This window comes from Cupriavidus sp. OTU4054, assembly GCF_038440175.1.
GTDB lineage: Bacteria > Pseudomonadota > Gammaproteobacteria > Burkholderiales > Burkholderiaceae > Cupriavidus > Cupriavidus pauculus_D.
In genome coordinates this window covers 1-15,573 of record NZ_JASATF010000025.1, presented here as the reverse complement: position 1 = coordinate 15,573, position 15,573 = coordinate 1, and the positions used below count along the sequence as shown (strand labels likewise).

General features: G+C 68.0%; 15 protein-coding genes. 10 read left to right on the top strand and 5 right to left on the bottom strand.

The features are described 5' to 3' along the window. The first annotated feature begins 29 nt into the window (after positions 1 to 29). From glyS to AAHB16_RS24880, 6 genes are read left to right on the top strand one after another with little or no spacing between them, the layout of a single operon-like run. Positions 30 to 2,153 (top strand): glycine--tRNA ligase subunit beta, encoded by a 2,124-nt coding sequence (gene glyS / locus AAHB16_RS24905; protein WP_150372767.1) that lies wholly within the window; start codon positions 30 to 32, stop codon positions 2,151 to 2,153. A 33-nt stretch (positions 2,154 to 2,186) separates the two neighbouring features. Beyond that, on the top strand, positions 2,187 to 2,816 hold the full coding sequence (gmhB, locus tag AAHB16_RS24900) for a D-glycero-beta-D-manno-heptose 1,7-bisphosphate 7-phosphatase (RefSeq protein ID WP_342052257.1): 630 nt from the start codon (positions 2,187 to 2,189) through the stop codon (positions 2,814 to 2,816). Beyond that, a complete protein-coding gene (locus AAHB16_RS24895; protein ID WP_150372769.1) occupies positions 2,813 to 3,583 on the top strand; it encodes a lysophospholipid acyltransferase family protein in 771 nt (256 codons plus the stop codon). Before gmhB ends, AAHB16_RS24895 begins: the two co-directional genes overlap by 4 nt. Then, positions 3,580 to 4,479, top strand: a complete 900-nt coding sequence (locus AAHB16_RS24890) for a M48 family metallopeptidase (RefSeq protein WP_150372770.1) — start codon at positions 3,580 to 3,582, stop codon at positions 4,477 to 4,479. Before AAHB16_RS24895 ends, AAHB16_RS24890 begins: the two co-directional genes overlap by 4 nt. Before the next feature lie 21 nt (positions 4,480 to 4,500). Continuing rightward, positions 4,501 to 4,908 carry a lactoylglutathione lyase gene (gloA, locus tag AAHB16_RS24885; RefSeq protein WP_150372771.1) on the top strand — a complete coding sequence of 136 codons (408 nt, stop codon included), beginning with the start codon at positions 4,501 to 4,503 and terminating at the stop codon, positions 4,906 to 4,908. Positions 4,909 to 4,922: 14 nt separating this feature from the next. Continuing rightward, positions 4,923 to 5,858, top strand: coding sequence for a DMT family transporter (locus tag AAHB16_RS24880; protein ID WP_150372772.1), 936 nt, complete (start codon positions 4,923 to 4,925; stop codon positions 5,856 to 5,858). A gap of 7 nt (positions 5,859 to 5,865) precedes the next feature. On the opposite strand, the gene trpS is transcribed toward AAHB16_RS24880, so the two are convergent. The 5 genes from trpS to AAHB16_RS24855 are packed head-to-tail and all read right to left on the bottom strand — an operon-like array spanning position 5,866 to position 12,926. Next, positions 5,866 to 6,888, bottom strand: a complete 1,023-nt coding sequence (trpS, locus tag AAHB16_RS24875; RefSeq protein WP_150372773.1) for a tryptophan--tRNA ligase — start codon at positions 6,886 to 6,888, stop codon at positions 5,866 to 5,868. Positions 6,889 to 6,924: 36 nt separating this feature from the next. After that, complete coding sequence (gene rsmA / locus AAHB16_RS24870; RefSeq protein ID WP_342052256.1) at positions 6,925 to 7,761, bottom strand: 16S rRNA (adenine(1518)-N(6)/adenine(1519)-N(6))-dimethyltransferase RsmA; 837 nt, start codon at positions 7,759 to 7,761, stop codon at positions 6,925 to 6,927. A 19-nt stretch (positions 7,762 to 7,780) separates the two neighbouring features. After that, entirely contained in the window at positions 7,781 to 8,890 is a 1,110-nt protein-coding gene (gene pdxA, locus AAHB16_RS24865) for a 4-hydroxythreonine-4-phosphate dehydrogenase PdxA (protein WP_342052255.1), read from the bottom strand. 19 nt (positions 8,891 to 8,909) lie between these two features. Next, positions 8,910 to 10,406 carry a peptidylprolyl isomerase gene (locus tag AAHB16_RS24860; protein ID WP_342052254.1) on the bottom strand — a complete coding sequence of 499 codons (1,497 nt, stop codon included), beginning with the start codon at positions 10,404 to 10,406 and terminating at the stop codon, positions 8,910 to 8,912. A 9-nt stretch (positions 10,407 to 10,415) separates the two neighbouring features. Then, positions 10,416 to 12,926 carry an LPS-assembly protein LptD gene (locus AAHB16_RS24855; RefSeq protein WP_150372777.1) on the bottom strand — a complete coding sequence of 837 codons (2,511 nt, stop codon included), beginning with the start codon at positions 12,924 to 12,926 and terminating at the stop codon, positions 10,416 to 10,418. A gap of 179 nt (positions 12,927 to 13,105) precedes the next feature. On the opposite strand from AAHB16_RS24855, the gene AAHB16_RS24850 reads away from it, so the two are divergent. From AAHB16_RS24850 to AAHB16_RS24835, 4 genes are all read left to right on the top strand, one after another. After that, the gene (locus tag AAHB16_RS24850; protein ID WP_342052253.1) at positions 13,106 to 14,152 is read left to right on the top strand and encodes an aminoglycoside phosphotransferase family protein; all 1,047 of its coding nucleotides are present in this window, start codon (positions 13,106 to 13,108) and stop codon (positions 14,150 to 14,152) included. An 86-nt stretch (positions 14,153 to 14,238) separates the two neighbouring features. After that, positions 14,239 to 14,901, top strand: coding sequence for an AzlC family ABC transporter permease (locus tag AAHB16_RS24845; protein ID WP_150373882.1), 663 nt, complete (start codon positions 14,239 to 14,241; stop codon positions 14,899 to 14,901). Positions 14,902 to 14,912: 11 nt separating this feature from the next. Then, a complete protein-coding gene (locus AAHB16_RS24840; protein WP_150373883.1) occupies positions 14,913 to 15,236 on the top strand; it encodes an AzlD domain-containing protein in 324 nt (107 codons plus the stop codon). Positions 15,237 to 15,282: 46 nt separating this feature from the next. Continuing rightward, positions 15,283 to 15,573: nucleotidyltransferase family protein (locus tag AAHB16_RS24835; RefSeq protein WP_342052252.1), on the top strand; the 291-nt coding region annotated here is incomplete at its 3' end.

The window sequence follows — 15,573 nt, the reverse complement described above, 5'->3', positions numbered from 1 at the left end:
GCCTGCCTCATACCCGTTGGATACGATTCATGTCGCAACTGATGACCGATTCGCTGCTGATCGAACTGTTCACCGAAGAGCTGCCGCCCAAGGCGCTGGCCCGACTCGGTGACGCGTTTGCACAAGGCCTGTTTGCCGGCCTGCGCGAGCGCGACCTGCTCGAGCCCGGTGCCGCCGTGACGCCGTTTGCCACGCCGCGCCGCCTGGCCGCGCTGGTCACGGGCGTACGCCGTGCCGCGCCGGACCGCGAGCAGCGCGAGAAGGTGCTGCCGCTGACCGTGGCGCTCGACGCCGCCGGCGCGCCCACCGCCCCGCTCGCCAAAAAACTCGCGGCGCTGGCCAAGTCCATCGGCGTGGAGTCGATCGACTGGCAGACGCTCGAGCGCGCTTCGGACGGCAAGGCCGACGCGTTTTTCCACCGCTACACCGCGCGCGGCGCCACGCTGGCCGGCGGCCTGCAGGCGGCGCTCGACGAGACGCTGGGCAAGCTGCCGATTCCGAAGGTGATGAGCTACCAGCGCCCGGACGGCACCACGGTGCATTTCGTGCGTCCCGCACATAGCCTCATCGCGCTGTTCGGCGCCGAGATCGTGCCCGTGTCGGTGCTCGGCCTCGATGCCAGCAACATCACGCAGGGCCACCGGTTCCTGTCGCACGGCATGATCGAGATTCCGCATGCCAACGATTACGCCGCGCTGCTCGAGTCGAAGGGCCGCGTGGTCGCGAGCTACGCCGATCGCCGCGAACGCATCCGCTCCTCGCTGCTGGCGGAAGCCGGCGCCGATCAGGTGATCATGCCCGACGCGCTGCTCGACGAAGTGAACTCGCTCGTGGAATGGCCCGTGGTCTACGCCTGCCACTTCGAGGAAACGTTCCTCTCGGTGCCGCAGGAGTGCCTGATCCTGACGATGCAGACCAACCAGAAGTACTTTGCGCTCACCGATGCCAGCGGGCATCTGCGCAACCGCTTCCTGATCGTCTCGAACCTCGCCACGGAAACGCCGCAGTCGATCATCACCGGCAACGAGCGCGTGGTGCGTCCGCGCCTGGCCGACGCCAAGTTCTTCTTCGACCAGGATCGCAAGAAGACGCTGGCCTCGCGCGTGCCGCAGCTTGCGAACGTCGTGTATCACAACAAGATCGGCTCGCAGCTGGACCGCGTGCAGCGCCTGCAGCAGATCGCCGGCCATATCGCCGAGACCATGAACGGCACCGGCGCGCCGGTAGACCAGGCTGCCGCGATGCGCGGCGCCGAGCTCGCGAAGGCCGACCTGCTGACCGACATGGTCGGCGAGTTCCCCGAACTGCAGGGCACGATGGGCACGTACTACGCGCGCCACGACCACGAGGACCATGACGTGGCGCTGGCCTGCTCGGAACACTACCGTCCCCGCTTTGCCGGCGACGCGCTGCCGGAAGGCAACGTGAGCACGGCCGTGGCGCTGGCCGACAAGCTCGAGACGCTGGTCGGCATCTGGGGCATCGGCCTGCAGCCGACGGGCGAGAAGGATCCGTTCGCGCTGCGCCGCCACGCGCTCGGCATCCTGCGCATGCTGATCGAGAAGCCGCTCGCGGTAAAGCTCGACACGCTGCTGGCGCTGACCGAGCAGTCGTTTGCCGGCATCGCCGCGGTAAAGCCCGCGCGCGAGGCGATTCTGGACTTCCTGTACGACCGCGTGCGCGGCTACCTGAAGGACAAGGGCTACACGACGAACGAAGTGGAAGCCGTGGTCAGCCTGCGTCCGCAGGCGCTGCACGACATCATGGGCCGTATGGAAGCGGTGCGCACGTTCGCGGCGCTGCCCGAGGCGGAAGCGCTCGCGGCCGCCAACAAGCGCATCACGAACATCCTGCGCAAGACCGACGAAGCCATCGGCACCGTCGATGCGGCACTGTTCCAGGAAGACGCCGAGCGCACGCTGCACACCGCCATCGAGCGCGTGCGCCCGGGCGTGGAAGCGGCGTTCGCCGGCGGCGATTTCACGGCCGCGCTGCGCGACCTCGCGCAATTGCGCGAGGCGGTGGACCAGTTCTTCAACGACGTGATGGTGATGGCCGACGATGCGCGCCTGCGCGCGAACCGGCTTGCCCTGCTGGCGTCGCTGCACGCGCTCGCCAACCGGGTAGCCGACATCTCCAAGCTCGCTGCCTGACGGCCCGGCAGTCACACACGGAAGCCACGCAAGATGCCACAGACACCGCCCCGCTTCGTCATCCTCGATCGCGATGGCGTCGTCAACCTCGACAGCGATCAGTTCATCAAGACGCCCGATGAATGGGTGCCGATTCCCGGCAGCCTCGAAGCGATCGCCGCGCTGAACCAGGCCGGCTTTCGCGTCGTGATCGCGAGCAACCAGTCGGGCATCGGCCGTGGCCTGTTCGAGATGAGCGCCCTCAACGCGATGCACGAGAAGATGTACAAGGCGTTGGCCAGCCTCGGCGGGCGCGTGGAGGCGGTATTCTTCTGCCCCCATACGGCCGCCGATGGCTGCGACTGCCGCAAGCCGAAGCCCGGCATGTTCGAGCAGATCGGCGAGCGTTTCGGCATCGAGCTGCGCGCGGTACCCGTGGTCGGCGACTCGCTGCGCGACCTCGAGGCCGGCGTGGCCGTTGGCTGCGTGCCGCACCTCGTGCTGACCGGCAAGGGCCGGAAGACGCAAGACAAGGGTGGCCTGCCTGCCGGCACGCGCATCCACGACGACCTGGCCGCCTTCGCGCGCTGGCTGGTCACCGGCGACGGTGCGCAATCGGCGCACAAGTCCCCGGCCCCCTCACACGAGCCTCCGAACGAGGCTCCCCGCGCGCAACCCCGATGATCTTCATTCGTTCCCTGCTGTTCGCCATCTACCTGGTGGTCCTGACGCCGCCGTACGCGTGCGCCTGCTTTATCGTCTTTCCGTTCATGAACGCCGCGAACCGGTTCCGCTTCGTGCAGGGCTGGACGCGGCTCGTGATCTGGGCCGCGCGCGGCATCTGCGGCATCAAGTACCGCATCGAGGGCATGGACCACATGCGCACGATGCTGGACAAGCCCGTGGTGCTGCTGTCGAAGCACCAGTCCGCGTGGGAGACCGTCGCCTACGTGGCGCTGATGCCGAAGCCGCTCTGCTTCGTGTTCAAGCGCGAGCTGCTGTTCGTGCCGTTCTTCGGCTGGGCGCTGGGCATGCTCAAGATGGTCCATATCAACCGCAAGGACGGCTCGCGCGCCTTCGCGCAGGCGGCCAACCAGGGCCGCGAGCGGCTTGCCGAGGGCGCATGGATCATCATGTTCCCCGAGGGCACGCGCACGCCTTCCGGCATGGCGAACCCGCGCTACAAGAGCGGCGGTGCGCGCCTCGCCGCGGAAACGGGCGCATGGATCCTGCCGATGGCGGTGAACTCCGGCCGCGTCTGGCCGCGCAATTCGTTCCGCAAGTATCCGGGCACGGTGACGATCTCGATCGGCCCGGCCATCAGCTCCGCGAACCGCACGGCCGACCAGCTCAACACCGAAGTGCAGACGTGGGTCGAGGCGGAGATGCGCCGCATCGACGCGGACAGCTACCGCGGCGAGCGCGGCGCGCAGGACAAGGCTCCCGCATGAAGCTGCTGCGGCCCGCCCCCGATACCACCGACGCGCAGCTCGAGCTGCTGTTCGGGACGACCGGCCATGCCGTCGAGACCGGCGAACGGTTCACGGCGGCGCCCGGCGACGCCGCGCTGGCGGCCGAGCCCGCGCCGCTCGTCGCGGAACCGCCCGCGTGGCCGCCGCTGCAACCCAACGCCCGTGTGCTCCATATCGGCGAGCGCGCGCTGCATTACACGCTCAAGCGGTCGGCGCGCCGGACCATCGGCTTCACGATCGACGATCGCGGCCTGTCCATCACGGCGCCGCGCTGGGTCACGCTCGTCGATATCGAATCGGCGATCCTCGAAAAGCAGCGCTGGATCTTTACCAAGCTCGGCGAGTGGCGCCATCGCGAAGCGCGCCGTGTGTTACCGACCGTGCAGTGGCGCGACGGCGCGAGCCTGCCGTTCCTCGGCAAGCCGATCACGCTGCAGCTTGACTCGCCGTTCGGCGCGCTGCAGTTCGATGCGGCCACGCGCGTGCTGCATCTCGCGTTACCGGCGCATGCCGACGAACAACAGATCAAGGATCGCGTGCAGGGCTGGCTCCAGCATCAGGCACGGCGCCTGCTGGCCGAGCGGCTCGATATCTACGCGGAGAAGCTCGGCGTGCGCCATACCGGTTTTGCGCTGACGTCCGCGGCCACGCGCTGGGGCAGCTGCACCGCCGACGGCAAGATCCGCCTGAACTGGCGCCTCATGCATTTTCCGCTGTCGATGATCGACTACGTGGCCGCGCATGAGCTCGCGCACCTCAAGGAAATGAACCACGGCCCGCGGTTCTGGGAAACGGTCGAATCGATCTTTCCCGAGTTTCGCGATGCCCGCGCACAGCTGCGCGCGCATCCCCCCGAGTTGTTACCGACGTTCTAGACAACCACAGAAGGACCCCACATGCGACTCCTCCACACCATGCTCCGCGTTGGCGATTACCAGCGCTCGATCGAGTTCTATACGCGCGTGCTCGGCATGCAGCTGCTGCGCGAAAGCGACAACCCCGAGTACAAGTACCGCCTGGCCTTCGTCGGCTACGGTCCCGAGAGCGAAGGCGCGGTGATCGAGCTGACCTACAACTACGGCGTGGACAAGTACGACCTCGGCACGGCCTACGGCCATATCGCGCTGGAGACCGACAATGCCGCCGCGGCCTGCGACCGCATCCGCGCGGCCGGTGGCAAGGTCACGCGCGAAGCGGGCCCGGTCAAGGGCGGCACGACCGTGATCGCGTTCGTGGAAGATCCGGACGGCTACAAGATCGAACTGATCGAGCGTCATTCGACGCGCGACGCGAACCGTCCGTAAGCACCGGCCCCGCGATGAGCGTTGCCGCGCAGGCCCTCGACCGCCGTCCGCTCGACGCCATTGCCGTGGGTCTCATGTTGTTGCTGTGCGCGTCATGGGGCCTGCAACAGGTGGTGATCAAGGTCACCGCACCGCTGATGGGTGCGGTGATGCAGGCCGGCGTGCGCTCGGCCATCGCGGCGCTGCTGGTCTACGGCTTCACGCTGTGGCGCCGCCAGCCGCTGTGGCAGCGTGACGGCACGCTGCCCGCGGGGTTGCTCGCCGGGCTGCTGTTCGGCGGCGAGTTCCTCTGCATCTTCGTCGGACTGGGCCATACCACGGCCTCGCGCATGGCGGTGTTTCTCTATACGGCGCCGGTGTTCACCGCGCTCGGCCTGCATTTCACGGTGCCGGGCGAGCGGCTGCGGCCCGCGCAATGGCTGGGCGTGATCGCCGCGTTCGCGGGCATCGTGATTGCGTTCGCCGATGGCATAGGGAACGGCATAGGGGGCGCGACTACGTCGCCCACGCAGGGTGGTTCCACATTGATCGGGGATGGGCTCGGCGTGCTTGCGGGCGCGCTATGGGCGGCCACCACGCTGCTCGTGCGTGCCAGCCCGCTGGCGAGCGCACCGGCCAGCAAGACGCTGCTGTATCAGCTGGCCGTCTCGGCCGTGGCATTGCTGGCGCTGGCGCTGATGGCGGGCCAGCATATCGATGTGCAATTCAACGGGCTCGTGTTCGCGAGCCTGTTCTACCAGTCCGTGCTGGTGGCGTTCGCGAGCTATCTGGCGTGGTTCTGGCTGCTGCGCCAGTACCTGACGTCCCGGCTCGCGGTGTTCTCGTTTCTCACCCCGTTGTTCGGCGTGACGTTCGGCGTGGTGCTGATGCACGACGTCGTCGGCGTGCGCTTCGCCATATCGGCGCTGCTGGTGCTCGGCGGCATCGTGCTCGTCAATCGCCGGGGCTGAGCCTCCGTCAGAACGAGAACATGCCCAGCGCGCTGCGCACTTCGTCCAGCGTCTGCTGGGTCAGTTCGCGCGCTTCGGCCGTGCCCTTCTTCAGGATATCGAATACATAGCCCGGATCCTTCGCGAGTTCTTCGCGACGCTCGCGGATCGGACGCAGCATCTCCTGCAGGATGCCTTCGATCCGGCGCTTGAGCACCATGTCGCCCAGACCGCCGCGGCGATAGTGTTCCTTCAGGGCTTCCACTTCCTCGACGTTCGGATCGAACGCGTCGAGGTAGGTGAACACCACGTTGCCCTCCACCTGCCCCGGATCCGACACCTTGAGGTGGTTCGGATCGGTGTACATGCGGTGCACGGCTTCCTTGATCTGCTCCGGCGACGCGCCGAGCGGAATCGCGTTGCCCTGCGACTTGCTCATCTTCGCCTTGCCATCGACGCCGGGCAGACGGCCGTGCTTCGGGATCAGCGCGGCGGCCTCCGGCAGCACCTCGCGGCCCACCTGATGGTTGATGCGGCGCACGATCTCGTTGGTCTGCTCGATCAGCGGCGCCTGGTCCTCGCCCACGGGCACGAGCACGGCCTTGAAGCCCGTGATGTCCGCGGCCTGCGAGGCGGGGTAGCACAGGAAGCCCGCCGGGATATCGCGGCCGAAACCGCGCGCCTGGATCTCTTCCTTGATCGTCGGGTTGCGCTCGAGGCGCGAGACCGTGACGAAGTTCAGGTACATCAGCGTCAGCTCGGCCAGCGCGGGCAGGTGCGACTGCACGGTGATCGTGGTCTTGGCCGGGTCGATGCCCACCGCGAGGTAGTCGAGCGCGACCTCGAGCACGTTGCGGCGGACCTTCTCCGGATCGTGCGCGTTGTCCGTCATGGCCTGCGTGTCGGCCAGCAGCAGATACTGCTTGTGCGAGTCCTGCAGCGACACGCGGCTCTTGAGCGAGCCGACGTAGTGGCCGAGGTGCAGCGGGCCGGTGGGACGGTCGCCGGTCAGGATGACGGGACGCGTATCGATGTTCGTTTGGGCTGTCATGGCGTCACAGATGAATCAAGACAAATACGGTAGGAATCAGGGGGCCGGCCGGGCCTGGGTGCCGGCGCTCACGAGCCGCGCCAGATCGACGTACTCGCCGACCGGCACCTCCTCGGCACGGCGGCCGAGATCGAAGCCGAGCGCGTCGAAATCGACCTGGTCGCGCAGGAAGGACAACGTGTTGCGCAGCACCTTGCGGCGCTGCGAGAACGCCGCGGCCACCACGTCGCCGAGCACGCTCGTGTCGCACGCGGCATACGGCGACTGAAGCTCGCCGGTGGGCAGGCGCGGCCACGGAATCATGCGCACGACGGCGGAATCCACCTTCGGCGGCGGATTGAACGAAGCCGGCGGCACGTCCAGCACGTGCTCCATGTGATAGCGCACCTGCAGCATGATGGACAGGCGGCCGAATGCCTTGCTGCCCGGCTCCGCGATCATGCGCTCGACCACTTCCTTCTGCAGCATGAAGTGCTGGTCGCGCACGAGATCCGCGAAGCTCATCAGATGGAACAGCAACGGGCTGGAAATGTTGTACGGCAGATTGCCGACGATGCGCAGCGAACGGTCCGGCTCCTGCAGGCGCGCGAAGTCGAAGGCCAGCGCATCGCCGGCGTGGACGTCGAGGCGCGTGCCGTAGCGGCGGTTGAGCCGTTCGACGAGGTCGCGGTCGAGCTCGACCACGTGCATGCGCGGCAGGCGCTCGAGCAGCGGATTGGTCAGCGCGCCGAGGCCCGGGCCGATTTCGACGAGCACGTCGTTCGGCTGCGGATCGATGGCGTTGATGATGCCGTGGATGACGCCGTCATCCACGAGGAAGTTCTGACCGAATCGCTTGCGGGCAATGTGGCCCTGATGAACGTTTGAACGCATGGTGTCTGTGGGCTGTCCGTCAGCGCGGCACGCGCCCGTTCGTGTGGCGGCCATTCGCGTGGTGGCCCTCGGCATGGCCCGACATTTCCACCGCGCAGCGAATGGCCTCGATCATGCTGCCGTGCTCGGCGAGGCCGCTCGCGGCCAGGTCGAGCGCGGTGCCATGGTCCACCGAAGTCCGAATGAATGGCAGGCCGAGGGTCACATTGATGCCGTGACCGAACGTGCCGTATTTCAGGGGCGCGAGGCCCTGGTCGTGATACATCGCGAGCACGCAGTCCGCGCCCTGAAGATGGCGAGGCTGGAACAGCGTGTCGGCGGGATACGGGCCGCGCGCGTCGATGCCCGCGTCCTGCGCCAGCGTCAGCGCGGGCCCGATGATGTCGATTTCCTCGCGGCCCATATGGCCGCTCTCGCCCGCGTGCGGGTTGAGGCCGGTGACGAGAATGCGCGGGCGCGCGATGCCGAAGCGCCGGCGCAGATCGCCGTCGACGATCGCAAGCGTTTCCATCAGCAGCGGCACGGACAGCGCGTCGGGCACCGCGCGCAGCGGCAGATGCGTGGTCGCCAGCGCCACGCGCAGCATCGCGTTGTCGTGCGCGGGCTGTGGTCCGGCCAGCATCATCACCACGCGCGACACGCCCGCGCGCTCGGCCAGATATTCGGTATGGCCCGTGAACGGCACGCCCGCGTCGTTGATCGTGCTTTTCTGCACGGGCGCGGTGACCATCGCGGCAAAGCGCGTGCTGTCCGACGCCCCGCCCGATCCCGGCAGCAGGCCATCGATGGCCGCATCGAGCAGCGACAGCACGTAGCGGCCGTTGCGCGCGTCCAGTTGCCCCGGCACGCAGTCCACGTCGAGCGGAATATCTTCGATGACCACGTCGCCGTCGGCGAGGCGGCGCGCCCAGGCGCGCCCGGCCCCGAGGGCCTCCGCGCGCGCGGCAAGCATGCGCGCATCGCCCAGTACGTGATAACGGATCTCGGGGTTCCCGCTTCTGCCACTCTCACCCCCATCCCGCGCGTCGCCGTGCGCCCCCGCGATCTGCAGCAGCGCGCGGATCGTGATGTCGGGGCCGATGCCGGCGGGTTCGCCGGTGGAGATGGCTAGCGCGAGAGGTTCGGGCATGGACGGGTTGGGCCGCGCCTCAGCGCTGGCGGTTGATCCGGTATTCGACGTAGGCCGCGCTGCGCAGCTGGCGGACCCAGTCGTCATACGCCACGCGCAGCTTCTGTTCGCGCACTTCGGCGCGCGCGAAGTCGCGCTGCTTCTCCGGCGAAACCTCGGACTCGCGACGGTTCAGCACCTGGATCAGGTGCACGCCGAACTGCGTGACCACGGGCTCGGAGATCTCGTTCGGGCGCAGACGATTCATGGCCTGCTCGAACTCGGGCACGAGCTCGCCGGGCGACACCCAGCCGAGATCGCCGCCGTTCGACGCGGAACCGTCCTGCGAGTAGCGCTTGGCCACATCGGCGAAATCGCCGCCGTGCGTGATGCGGTCGCGCAGGCCCTGCAACTGGCGCTTCGCTTCGGCCTCGGGCATGTTCGGACCCGTGCGGATCAGGATATGGCGCACCTGCGTCTGCGTGATGCGGTCCGCCGCCTGCGGGGACGACGCGCTCGGCGCGGTCCGCTTGGCCGTGAGCTTGATCACGTGGAAGCCGTTGGCGCTTTCCACGACCTGCGGCGCCACCGCGCCAGGCTGCAGATCCACCACCGCGTTCGCGAACAGTGCCGGGAGGCGGCCGATCTCGCGGAAGCCGAGGCTACCGCCCTGCGACGCTTCGGGCGCCTCCGAGTTCGACTTGGCCAGTTCGGCGAAGTCGCCGCCGTCCATGGCCTGCTTGAGCAGCCCTTCGGCCTTCTTCTTCAGCTCGGCCTTCTGCGCTTCCGACGCATCCTCGGGCACGCGCACGAGGATCTGCGAGACGTTGAATTCGGCCGGGCCCGATGCCGCGTTAGGCTGGCCGCTGCGGGCCGCGATGTAGTTGTCGATCTCGCCGTCGTAGACCTGCACCTTGGAGTCGACCTCGCGCTCGCGCAGGCGAATCACCTGCACCTGCTTGCGCAGCTCGTCGCGATACTTGGTCCAGCTCATGCCCGTGGCTTCCACGCGGCTGCGCAGTTCGGTGGCGCTCATGCGGTTCTGCTGGGCCACCGACTCGATCGCGCGGTCCACTTCCTGATCCGTGACGCGAATGCCGGCGTCCTGCGCGGCCTGCGTCTGCACGCGATCCATCACCAGGCGCTCGAGCACTTCGCCGAGCAGGTCCGCGCGCGGCGGCACCTCGCGCTGCTGGGCGCGCAGCTGGCTTTCGATCTCGTCGGCGCGGTCGAGCAGTTCACGTCGCGTGATCACGCTGTTGTTCACGATGGCCACCACTTCGTCCACGAGCTGCGAGCGCTTCTGGCCCGACTGCGGCTGGGGAATGCCCATCTGCGGCTGGCTCGGCGCCACCGCGCTCTCCTGCCCCGCCTGCGGCAGGAAGATACCCGTCGCGCGCGACGAGGACCCCGGGGCGCGCAACTGTGCCGCGGCCGGCAGCGCGATCGTTGCGATCACGGCGGCGAGCAGCACGCGCTGCCACGATTGACGCTGGAAAGTGAACATGGAAAACACGGAAAAAACTCGACGTTTCATCTTGGTCCGTCATTCATAGTGATCGTACTGGGATGTCGGCACCGGCCGTGCGGTAACGGGCTCGTAGCCCGGCACGTTCAGGCGCAGCATATCCAGCGGATTGGAGCCGATCTTCGACAGCCCGCGGAACTCCACCTGCAGGAAGAACCGGCCGGTGTAGCCATCCGAGGTGTTGCGGAACCGCTGGTAAACCACCCGGCCCACCCAGCAGTCCGCGGCGTATTCGATACCGGCGAGCGCATCCACGAGCTGGTTGGCTTCCTTGTCGAACGCCACGCGGCCGATCCCGTAGGTCCGGCGCGTGAGCGGCCACTGGCTCGACAGCTCGATCTGGTCGATCGCGGTATTGTCCGTCACGGAAGTCGGCCGGCGGTAGCGGTAGCCAAAGTTGACCAGCTTCCGCGATTCCGGACGCCACGAGAACGCCACGTTGGAATAATTTACGCGGTTGTCTTCGGGACTGTACTGGATTCCGGCATCGAGGTAGTAGCCCCGGAACAGCTGGACGGTCGTCGCGGCCAGCAGGTCCGAATAGCTCGGCTTGGTGTCCTGCACGGTGCCGGAGATCTGGACGCGCTGGCCCGTGAAATCGAAACGCTGCGCAATCGTGCCGCGGAAGCGCTCGATACCGGTGTCGGACTCGATCAGGCGCGTGGTAACGCCGGCCGTCAGCTTGTTGTTGTCGGCGATCCGGTCGTAACCGGTAAACGAGTTCTCGGTAAAGATCTGTCCATAGCCAAAGTCTGACTGCGCGGTATCGAACAGCGGAAACTGGCTCTGGTCGCGGAACGGCGTGTAGACATAGAACAGCCGCGGCTCGAGGGTCTGCGTGTACTTGGTCCCGAACAGGCGGCTCACCCCTGGCGCGTCCCGGTCGAACTGCATGCCCGAGTCGATGCTGAACGTGGGCACCGTCCGGTTCAGCGTGTTCGACGCCCCCACGGTGTTCGTGCCCGCATCCATGTTGTACTGCGCGGCGTTGAATATCACCTTCGGCGTGACGTACCAGCCCGCGCGGACGATCGGGTAGCTGATCGACGGCTGGATGAATACCCGTTCGCCCTCGGGCTGCTGGAATCCGGTCGTCGACAGCGGAATGCGGAAGCGCGTGTAATCGGCTTCGACCGCGATGTCGAAACCGCCGAAGTTGTACTTGTTGTACCGCGCGTTGATCTGCGGCTCGCGCTCGTACGACGGTTCGCTCGGCGACAGCGTCTGGAACTTCTGCACGCGCGCCAGCACCGTGAAATCCTGCCAGTTGTAGACGACCCCGCCTTCCTGCGTGTACTGGCGCAGCGTCGACTGCGCAACGGTCCGCGTCAGATCGTCCGGGAACTGGTCGTCCGAGACCTTGCTGACATTGGCGTAGGCGCTCAACCCCGGCGCAAGCCGCTGCGTATGCTGGATCGAGTACGACCACCGGTTGCGGTCGGCCTTCTGGTCGTCCGGCAGGATATCGGCCCGGATACGGCCGCTATAGCCGTCGCCGAGGTAGCGGAAGTCTCCGCCCAGCTGCACGCCACGCGACGACAGGATACGCGGGTACAGCGTCAGGTCCCGGTTCGGCGCGAGGTTGAAGTAATACGGCGCGGTCAGGTCGAAGCCCGAGCGCGAGCTGTAGCCGAACAGCGGCGGCAGGAAGCCGCTGCGGCGCTCGTCGTTCAGCGGAAACGAGAACGCGGGCGCGCCCGCGATCGGCACGCCGAAGAAATGCAGGATGCCGCCATACGCCACCCCCACCTCGCGGTCGCTGTCGAGGTCGATCTTGCTCGCGCTGAAGTACCAGTCGGCGTTGTCGGGCGAGCAGGTCGTGTAGGTGGCGTGCTTGATCGTGCTGCGGTCCGGGTCGAGGAAGTCGATCCGCTCGGCCTGGCCCCCGCCGCCGGTCTGCTGGAAATAGTAGTCGGGCGAGAGCATGTAGCCCTCGTTGGCCTCGATGCGCATTTTCGCTTCGGGACCGACGGCCACCGTGCCGTTCTTCGACAGCCGCGCGTTGCCCTGCACGTGCGCCTCGTCGGTGTCCTGGTCGTAGGTCAGCTTGTCGCCCTTGACCACGGCGCCGTCACGGCGCAGCTCGGCGTTGCCTTCGAGCGTGACGCCCTTCTCGCTGTAGCCCGTCATGCGGTCGCCCGAGACGAACGCCGGGGCGTTCGGGTTGGGCGGTACCTTGGCCTGCGGCGTAAAGCCGAGCCCGCTCTGCTTCTGGGCGCCCGTGGGCGCGGCCGTGGACACGGCGGGCTCCGAGAGGCGCGGCACCAGTTCGCCCGCCTGCGGCGGCGGTGGCGGCGGCAGCGGCGTCTGCGTGACGCTTTCCGCGGGCAGCACGTCCGGAATCGTCGAGGCGGCACCGTACTGGGCATGCACGTTCACCGACAGCCCGGCCATGGCCAGCACGAGCGGGCGCAGCGCGATGGCGGGCACCCCCCGGCGCGGATGCTGGCGCGGGTGGTGTGGCTCGCCGGCAAGGCGCGGGCGCGTTCGAGTGGCCGTCTGGTTCGGTGTTCGTCGTTGTTCGGTCATGCGAGCGGTGGTCGTTCAACCGGGCGGCGGGCAGCACTGCGGTCCGCCAGAAGGAGGCCACAACGCCCGCCAACCCTTGCCGGAGCAGGCTGCCAGGCAACGGTGGCCCCTCCCGGAGGCCACCCGGCACCCGGGTTTGGTCGGGTATTATACGGGCCAACCTATTCACCCTTTCCGGCATGGCAGCACTTTCTCATGAGCCGGGCCACGATCCGCGTCTCGCCCAACTGAAATCCTGGGTGGCCGGACTCGGCGCCGCCTGGCAGATCGACCCCGATTCCTGCGCCCCCGCGTCCGCCGACGCCAGCTTCCGGCGCTATTTCCGCGTGCGCACCGCGCACCCGGACCACCCGACCACGATCGTCATGGACGCGCCGCCCGCGCACGAGGACTGCCGGCCGTTCATCCACGTGGCCGCGCTATTCGGCGACGCGGGCGTGACCGTGCCGACCGTGCTCGCGCAGGATCTCGGCCAGGGCTTCCTGCTGCTGGCCGACCTCGGCAGCCAGACCTACCTGTCGAAGCTCGACGACGCGACGGCGCCCGGCCTGTACGGCGACGCCGCGGCCGCGCTCGTGAAGATCCAGGCCGCCACGCGCGCCGGCGAACTGCCGGCCTACGACCGCGCGCTGCTGCAGCGCGAGCTCGACCTGTTCCCGGAGTGGTACGTGGCGCGCCACCTCGGCGCGACGCTGACCGACGCGCAACAGGCGGATCTGCGCGAGGTCACGGATGCGATCATCGCGAACAACCTCGCGCAGCCGCAGGTGTACGTGCATCGCGACTATCACTCGCGAAACCTGATGGTGATGCCCGAGGGCGCCAATCCGGGCATCCTGGACTTCCAGGACGCCGTGATCGGGCCGATCACCTACGACGCCGTCTCGCTCTGGCGCGACGCCTATATCGAGTGGGAAGAAGAGCGGCAGCTGGACTGGCTGATCCGCTACTGGGAACGCGCGCGCGCGGCAGGACTGCCCGTGAACCCCGATTTCGGCGCGTTCTACCGCGACTTCGAGTGGATGGGCCTGCAGCGCCATCTGAAGGTGCTCGGCATCTTCGCGCGCCTGTACCACCGCGACGGCAAGGACGGCTACCTCGCCAACCTGCCGCTGGTGCTCAAGTACACGCGCAGCGTCGCCGGCCGCTACACCGAACTGCGCAAGCTGCTGCGCCTGCTCGACGCGCTGGAAGGCACCGAGCGGCCCGCGGGCTATACGTTCTGAGCGCCGTGCCAGCGTCTCCGACACCGGCCGCGCCGCCATTGCGTCCCCGCGACGAGTGGTGGGCCGGCGTGCGCGCGCTGCTGCCGATGCTGCTCGGCGTGGCGCCGTTCGGCCTGATCTACGGCGTGCTCGCCGTCAACGCGGGCATGCCGGCGTGGCTCGCCTGCGCGATGAGCGCCACCGTGTTCGGCGGCGCCTCGCAGATGATCCTCACGCAGCTGTGGTCGGCCGGCACGCCGGCGCTGATCGTGGTCTTCACGGTCGCGATGGTGAACCTGCGCCACGCGCTCTATTCCGCCACCATGGCCCCCGCGCTCGCGCATCTGCCGCGCCGCTGGAAGGCGCTGATCGCGTACCTGCTCACCGATGAAGCGTTCGCGGCGATGACACGGCGCCTGACCGATACCGGCGAGCGCATGCGCAACCGCCACTGGTTCTTCTTCGGCGCCGGCGTTTCGCTGTGGAGCTGCTGGCAGGTCTCGACGCTGGCCGGCGTGCTCGTGGGCGCGCAGATCCCGCGCGACTGGCCACTCGATTTCTTCCTGCCGCTGACGTTTATCGCGATCATCGTGCCGAACCTCAAGCATCGCGCGCAGCTGGCCGCGGCGGTCGTGGCGAGCGGTCTCGCGGTGGCGTGCTACGGCATGCCGCACAAGCTCGGCATCATGGTCGCGGCGCTCGGGGGCATTGCCGCGGGCATGGTGTTGTTGCATCGCTCGCGCCATCGCGAGCAGGAGACCGCGGCATGAGCGCCGCCACGATGAGCCCCCTCACCCTGTTCGCGGTCTTTCTCGCGGCGGGCGCCGCCACCTTCCTGATCCGCCTCTCGTTCATCGCGGTCGAGGGCCGCGTGCGGCTGCCCGCGTGGTTCCGCACGGCGCTGCAGTTCGTGCCGGCCGCGATGCTGTCCGCGCTGATCGCCCCCGATCTGCTGATGCGCGACGGCCAGCTGTTCCTGAGCCCGCAGAACGCGCGGCTGGTCGCGGGCATCGTGGCCGTGGTCGTGGCCGCCCGCACCCGTAGCGTCGCCTGGACGATCGTGGCCGGGATGGCCGCGCTGATCGGGCTGGAAATGCTGCGGTAACCCATCCAGGCAGGGTCCCAACCAGGATTCCAACAAGGATTCCAAGATGAAAGCCATGATTTTCGCAGCCGGCCGCGGCGACCGCATGCGGCCGCTGACCGATACCTGCCCCAAGCCGCTGCTGCCCGCGGGCGGCAAGCCGCTGATCGTCTGGCAGATCGAGGCGCTCGCGCGCGCCGGCCTCACGGACATCGTCATCAACCACGCCTGGCTCGGCGAGCGGATCGAAGCGGCGCTGGGCGACGGTTCGCGCTACGGCGTGCGGCTCGCCTACTCGGCCGAAGGCACGGCCCTGGAGACGGCCGGGGGGGGGGGGGGGGGGGGGGGGGGGGGGGGG

Coding starts and splice junctions, on each gene's coding strand:
- AAHB16_RS24890 (WP_150372770.1), top strand. CDS start 3,580: ATGAAGCTGCTGCGGCCCGCCCCCGATACCACCGACGCGCAGCTCGAG.
- trpS (WP_150372773.1), bottom strand. CDS start 6,888: ATGACAGCCCAAACGAACATCGATACGCGTCCCGTCATCCTGACCGGC.
- pdxA (WP_342052255.1), bottom strand. CDS start 8,890: ATGCCCGAACCTCTCGCGCTAGCCATCTCCACCGGCGAACCCGCCGGC.
- glyS (WP_150372767.1), top strand. CDS start 30: ATGTCGCAACTGATGACCGATTCGCTGCTGATCGAACTGTTCACCGAA.
- AAHB16_RS24850 (WP_342052253.1), top strand. CDS start 13,106: ATGGCAGCACTTTCTCATGAGCCGGGCCACGATCCGCGTCTCGCCCAA.
- rsmA (WP_342052256.1), bottom strand. CDS start 7,761: ATGCGTTCAAACGTTCATCAGGGCCACATTGCCCGCAAGCGATTCGGT.
- gloA (WP_150372771.1), top strand. CDS start 4,501: ATGCGACTCCTCCACACCATGCTCCGCGTTGGCGATTACCAGCGCTCG.
- AAHB16_RS24855 (WP_150372777.1), bottom strand. CDS start 12,926: ATGACCGAACAACGACGAACACCGAACCAGACGGCCACTCGAACGCGC.
- AAHB16_RS24860 (WP_342052254.1), bottom strand. CDS start 10,406: ATGAAACGTCGAGTTTTTTCCGTGTTTTCCATGTTCACTTTCCAGCGT.
- AAHB16_RS24895 (WP_150372769.1), top strand. CDS start 2,813: ATGATCTTCATTCGTTCCCTGCTGTTCGCCATCTACCTGGTGGTCCTG.
- AAHB16_RS24880 (WP_150372772.1), top strand. CDS start 4,923: ATGAGCGTTGCCGCGCAGGCCCTCGACCGCCGTCCGCTCGACGCCATT.
- gmhB (WP_342052257.1), top strand. CDS start 2,187: ATGCCACAGACACCGCCCCGCTTCGTCATCCTCGATCGCGATGGCGTC.
- AAHB16_RS24840 (WP_150373883.1), top strand. CDS start 14,913: ATGAGCCCCCTCACCCTGTTCGCGGTCTTTCTCGCGGCGGGCGCCGCC.
- AAHB16_RS24845 (WP_150373882.1), top strand. CDS start 14,239: ATGCTGCTCGGCGTGGCGCCGTTCGGCCTGATCTACGGCGTGCTCGCC.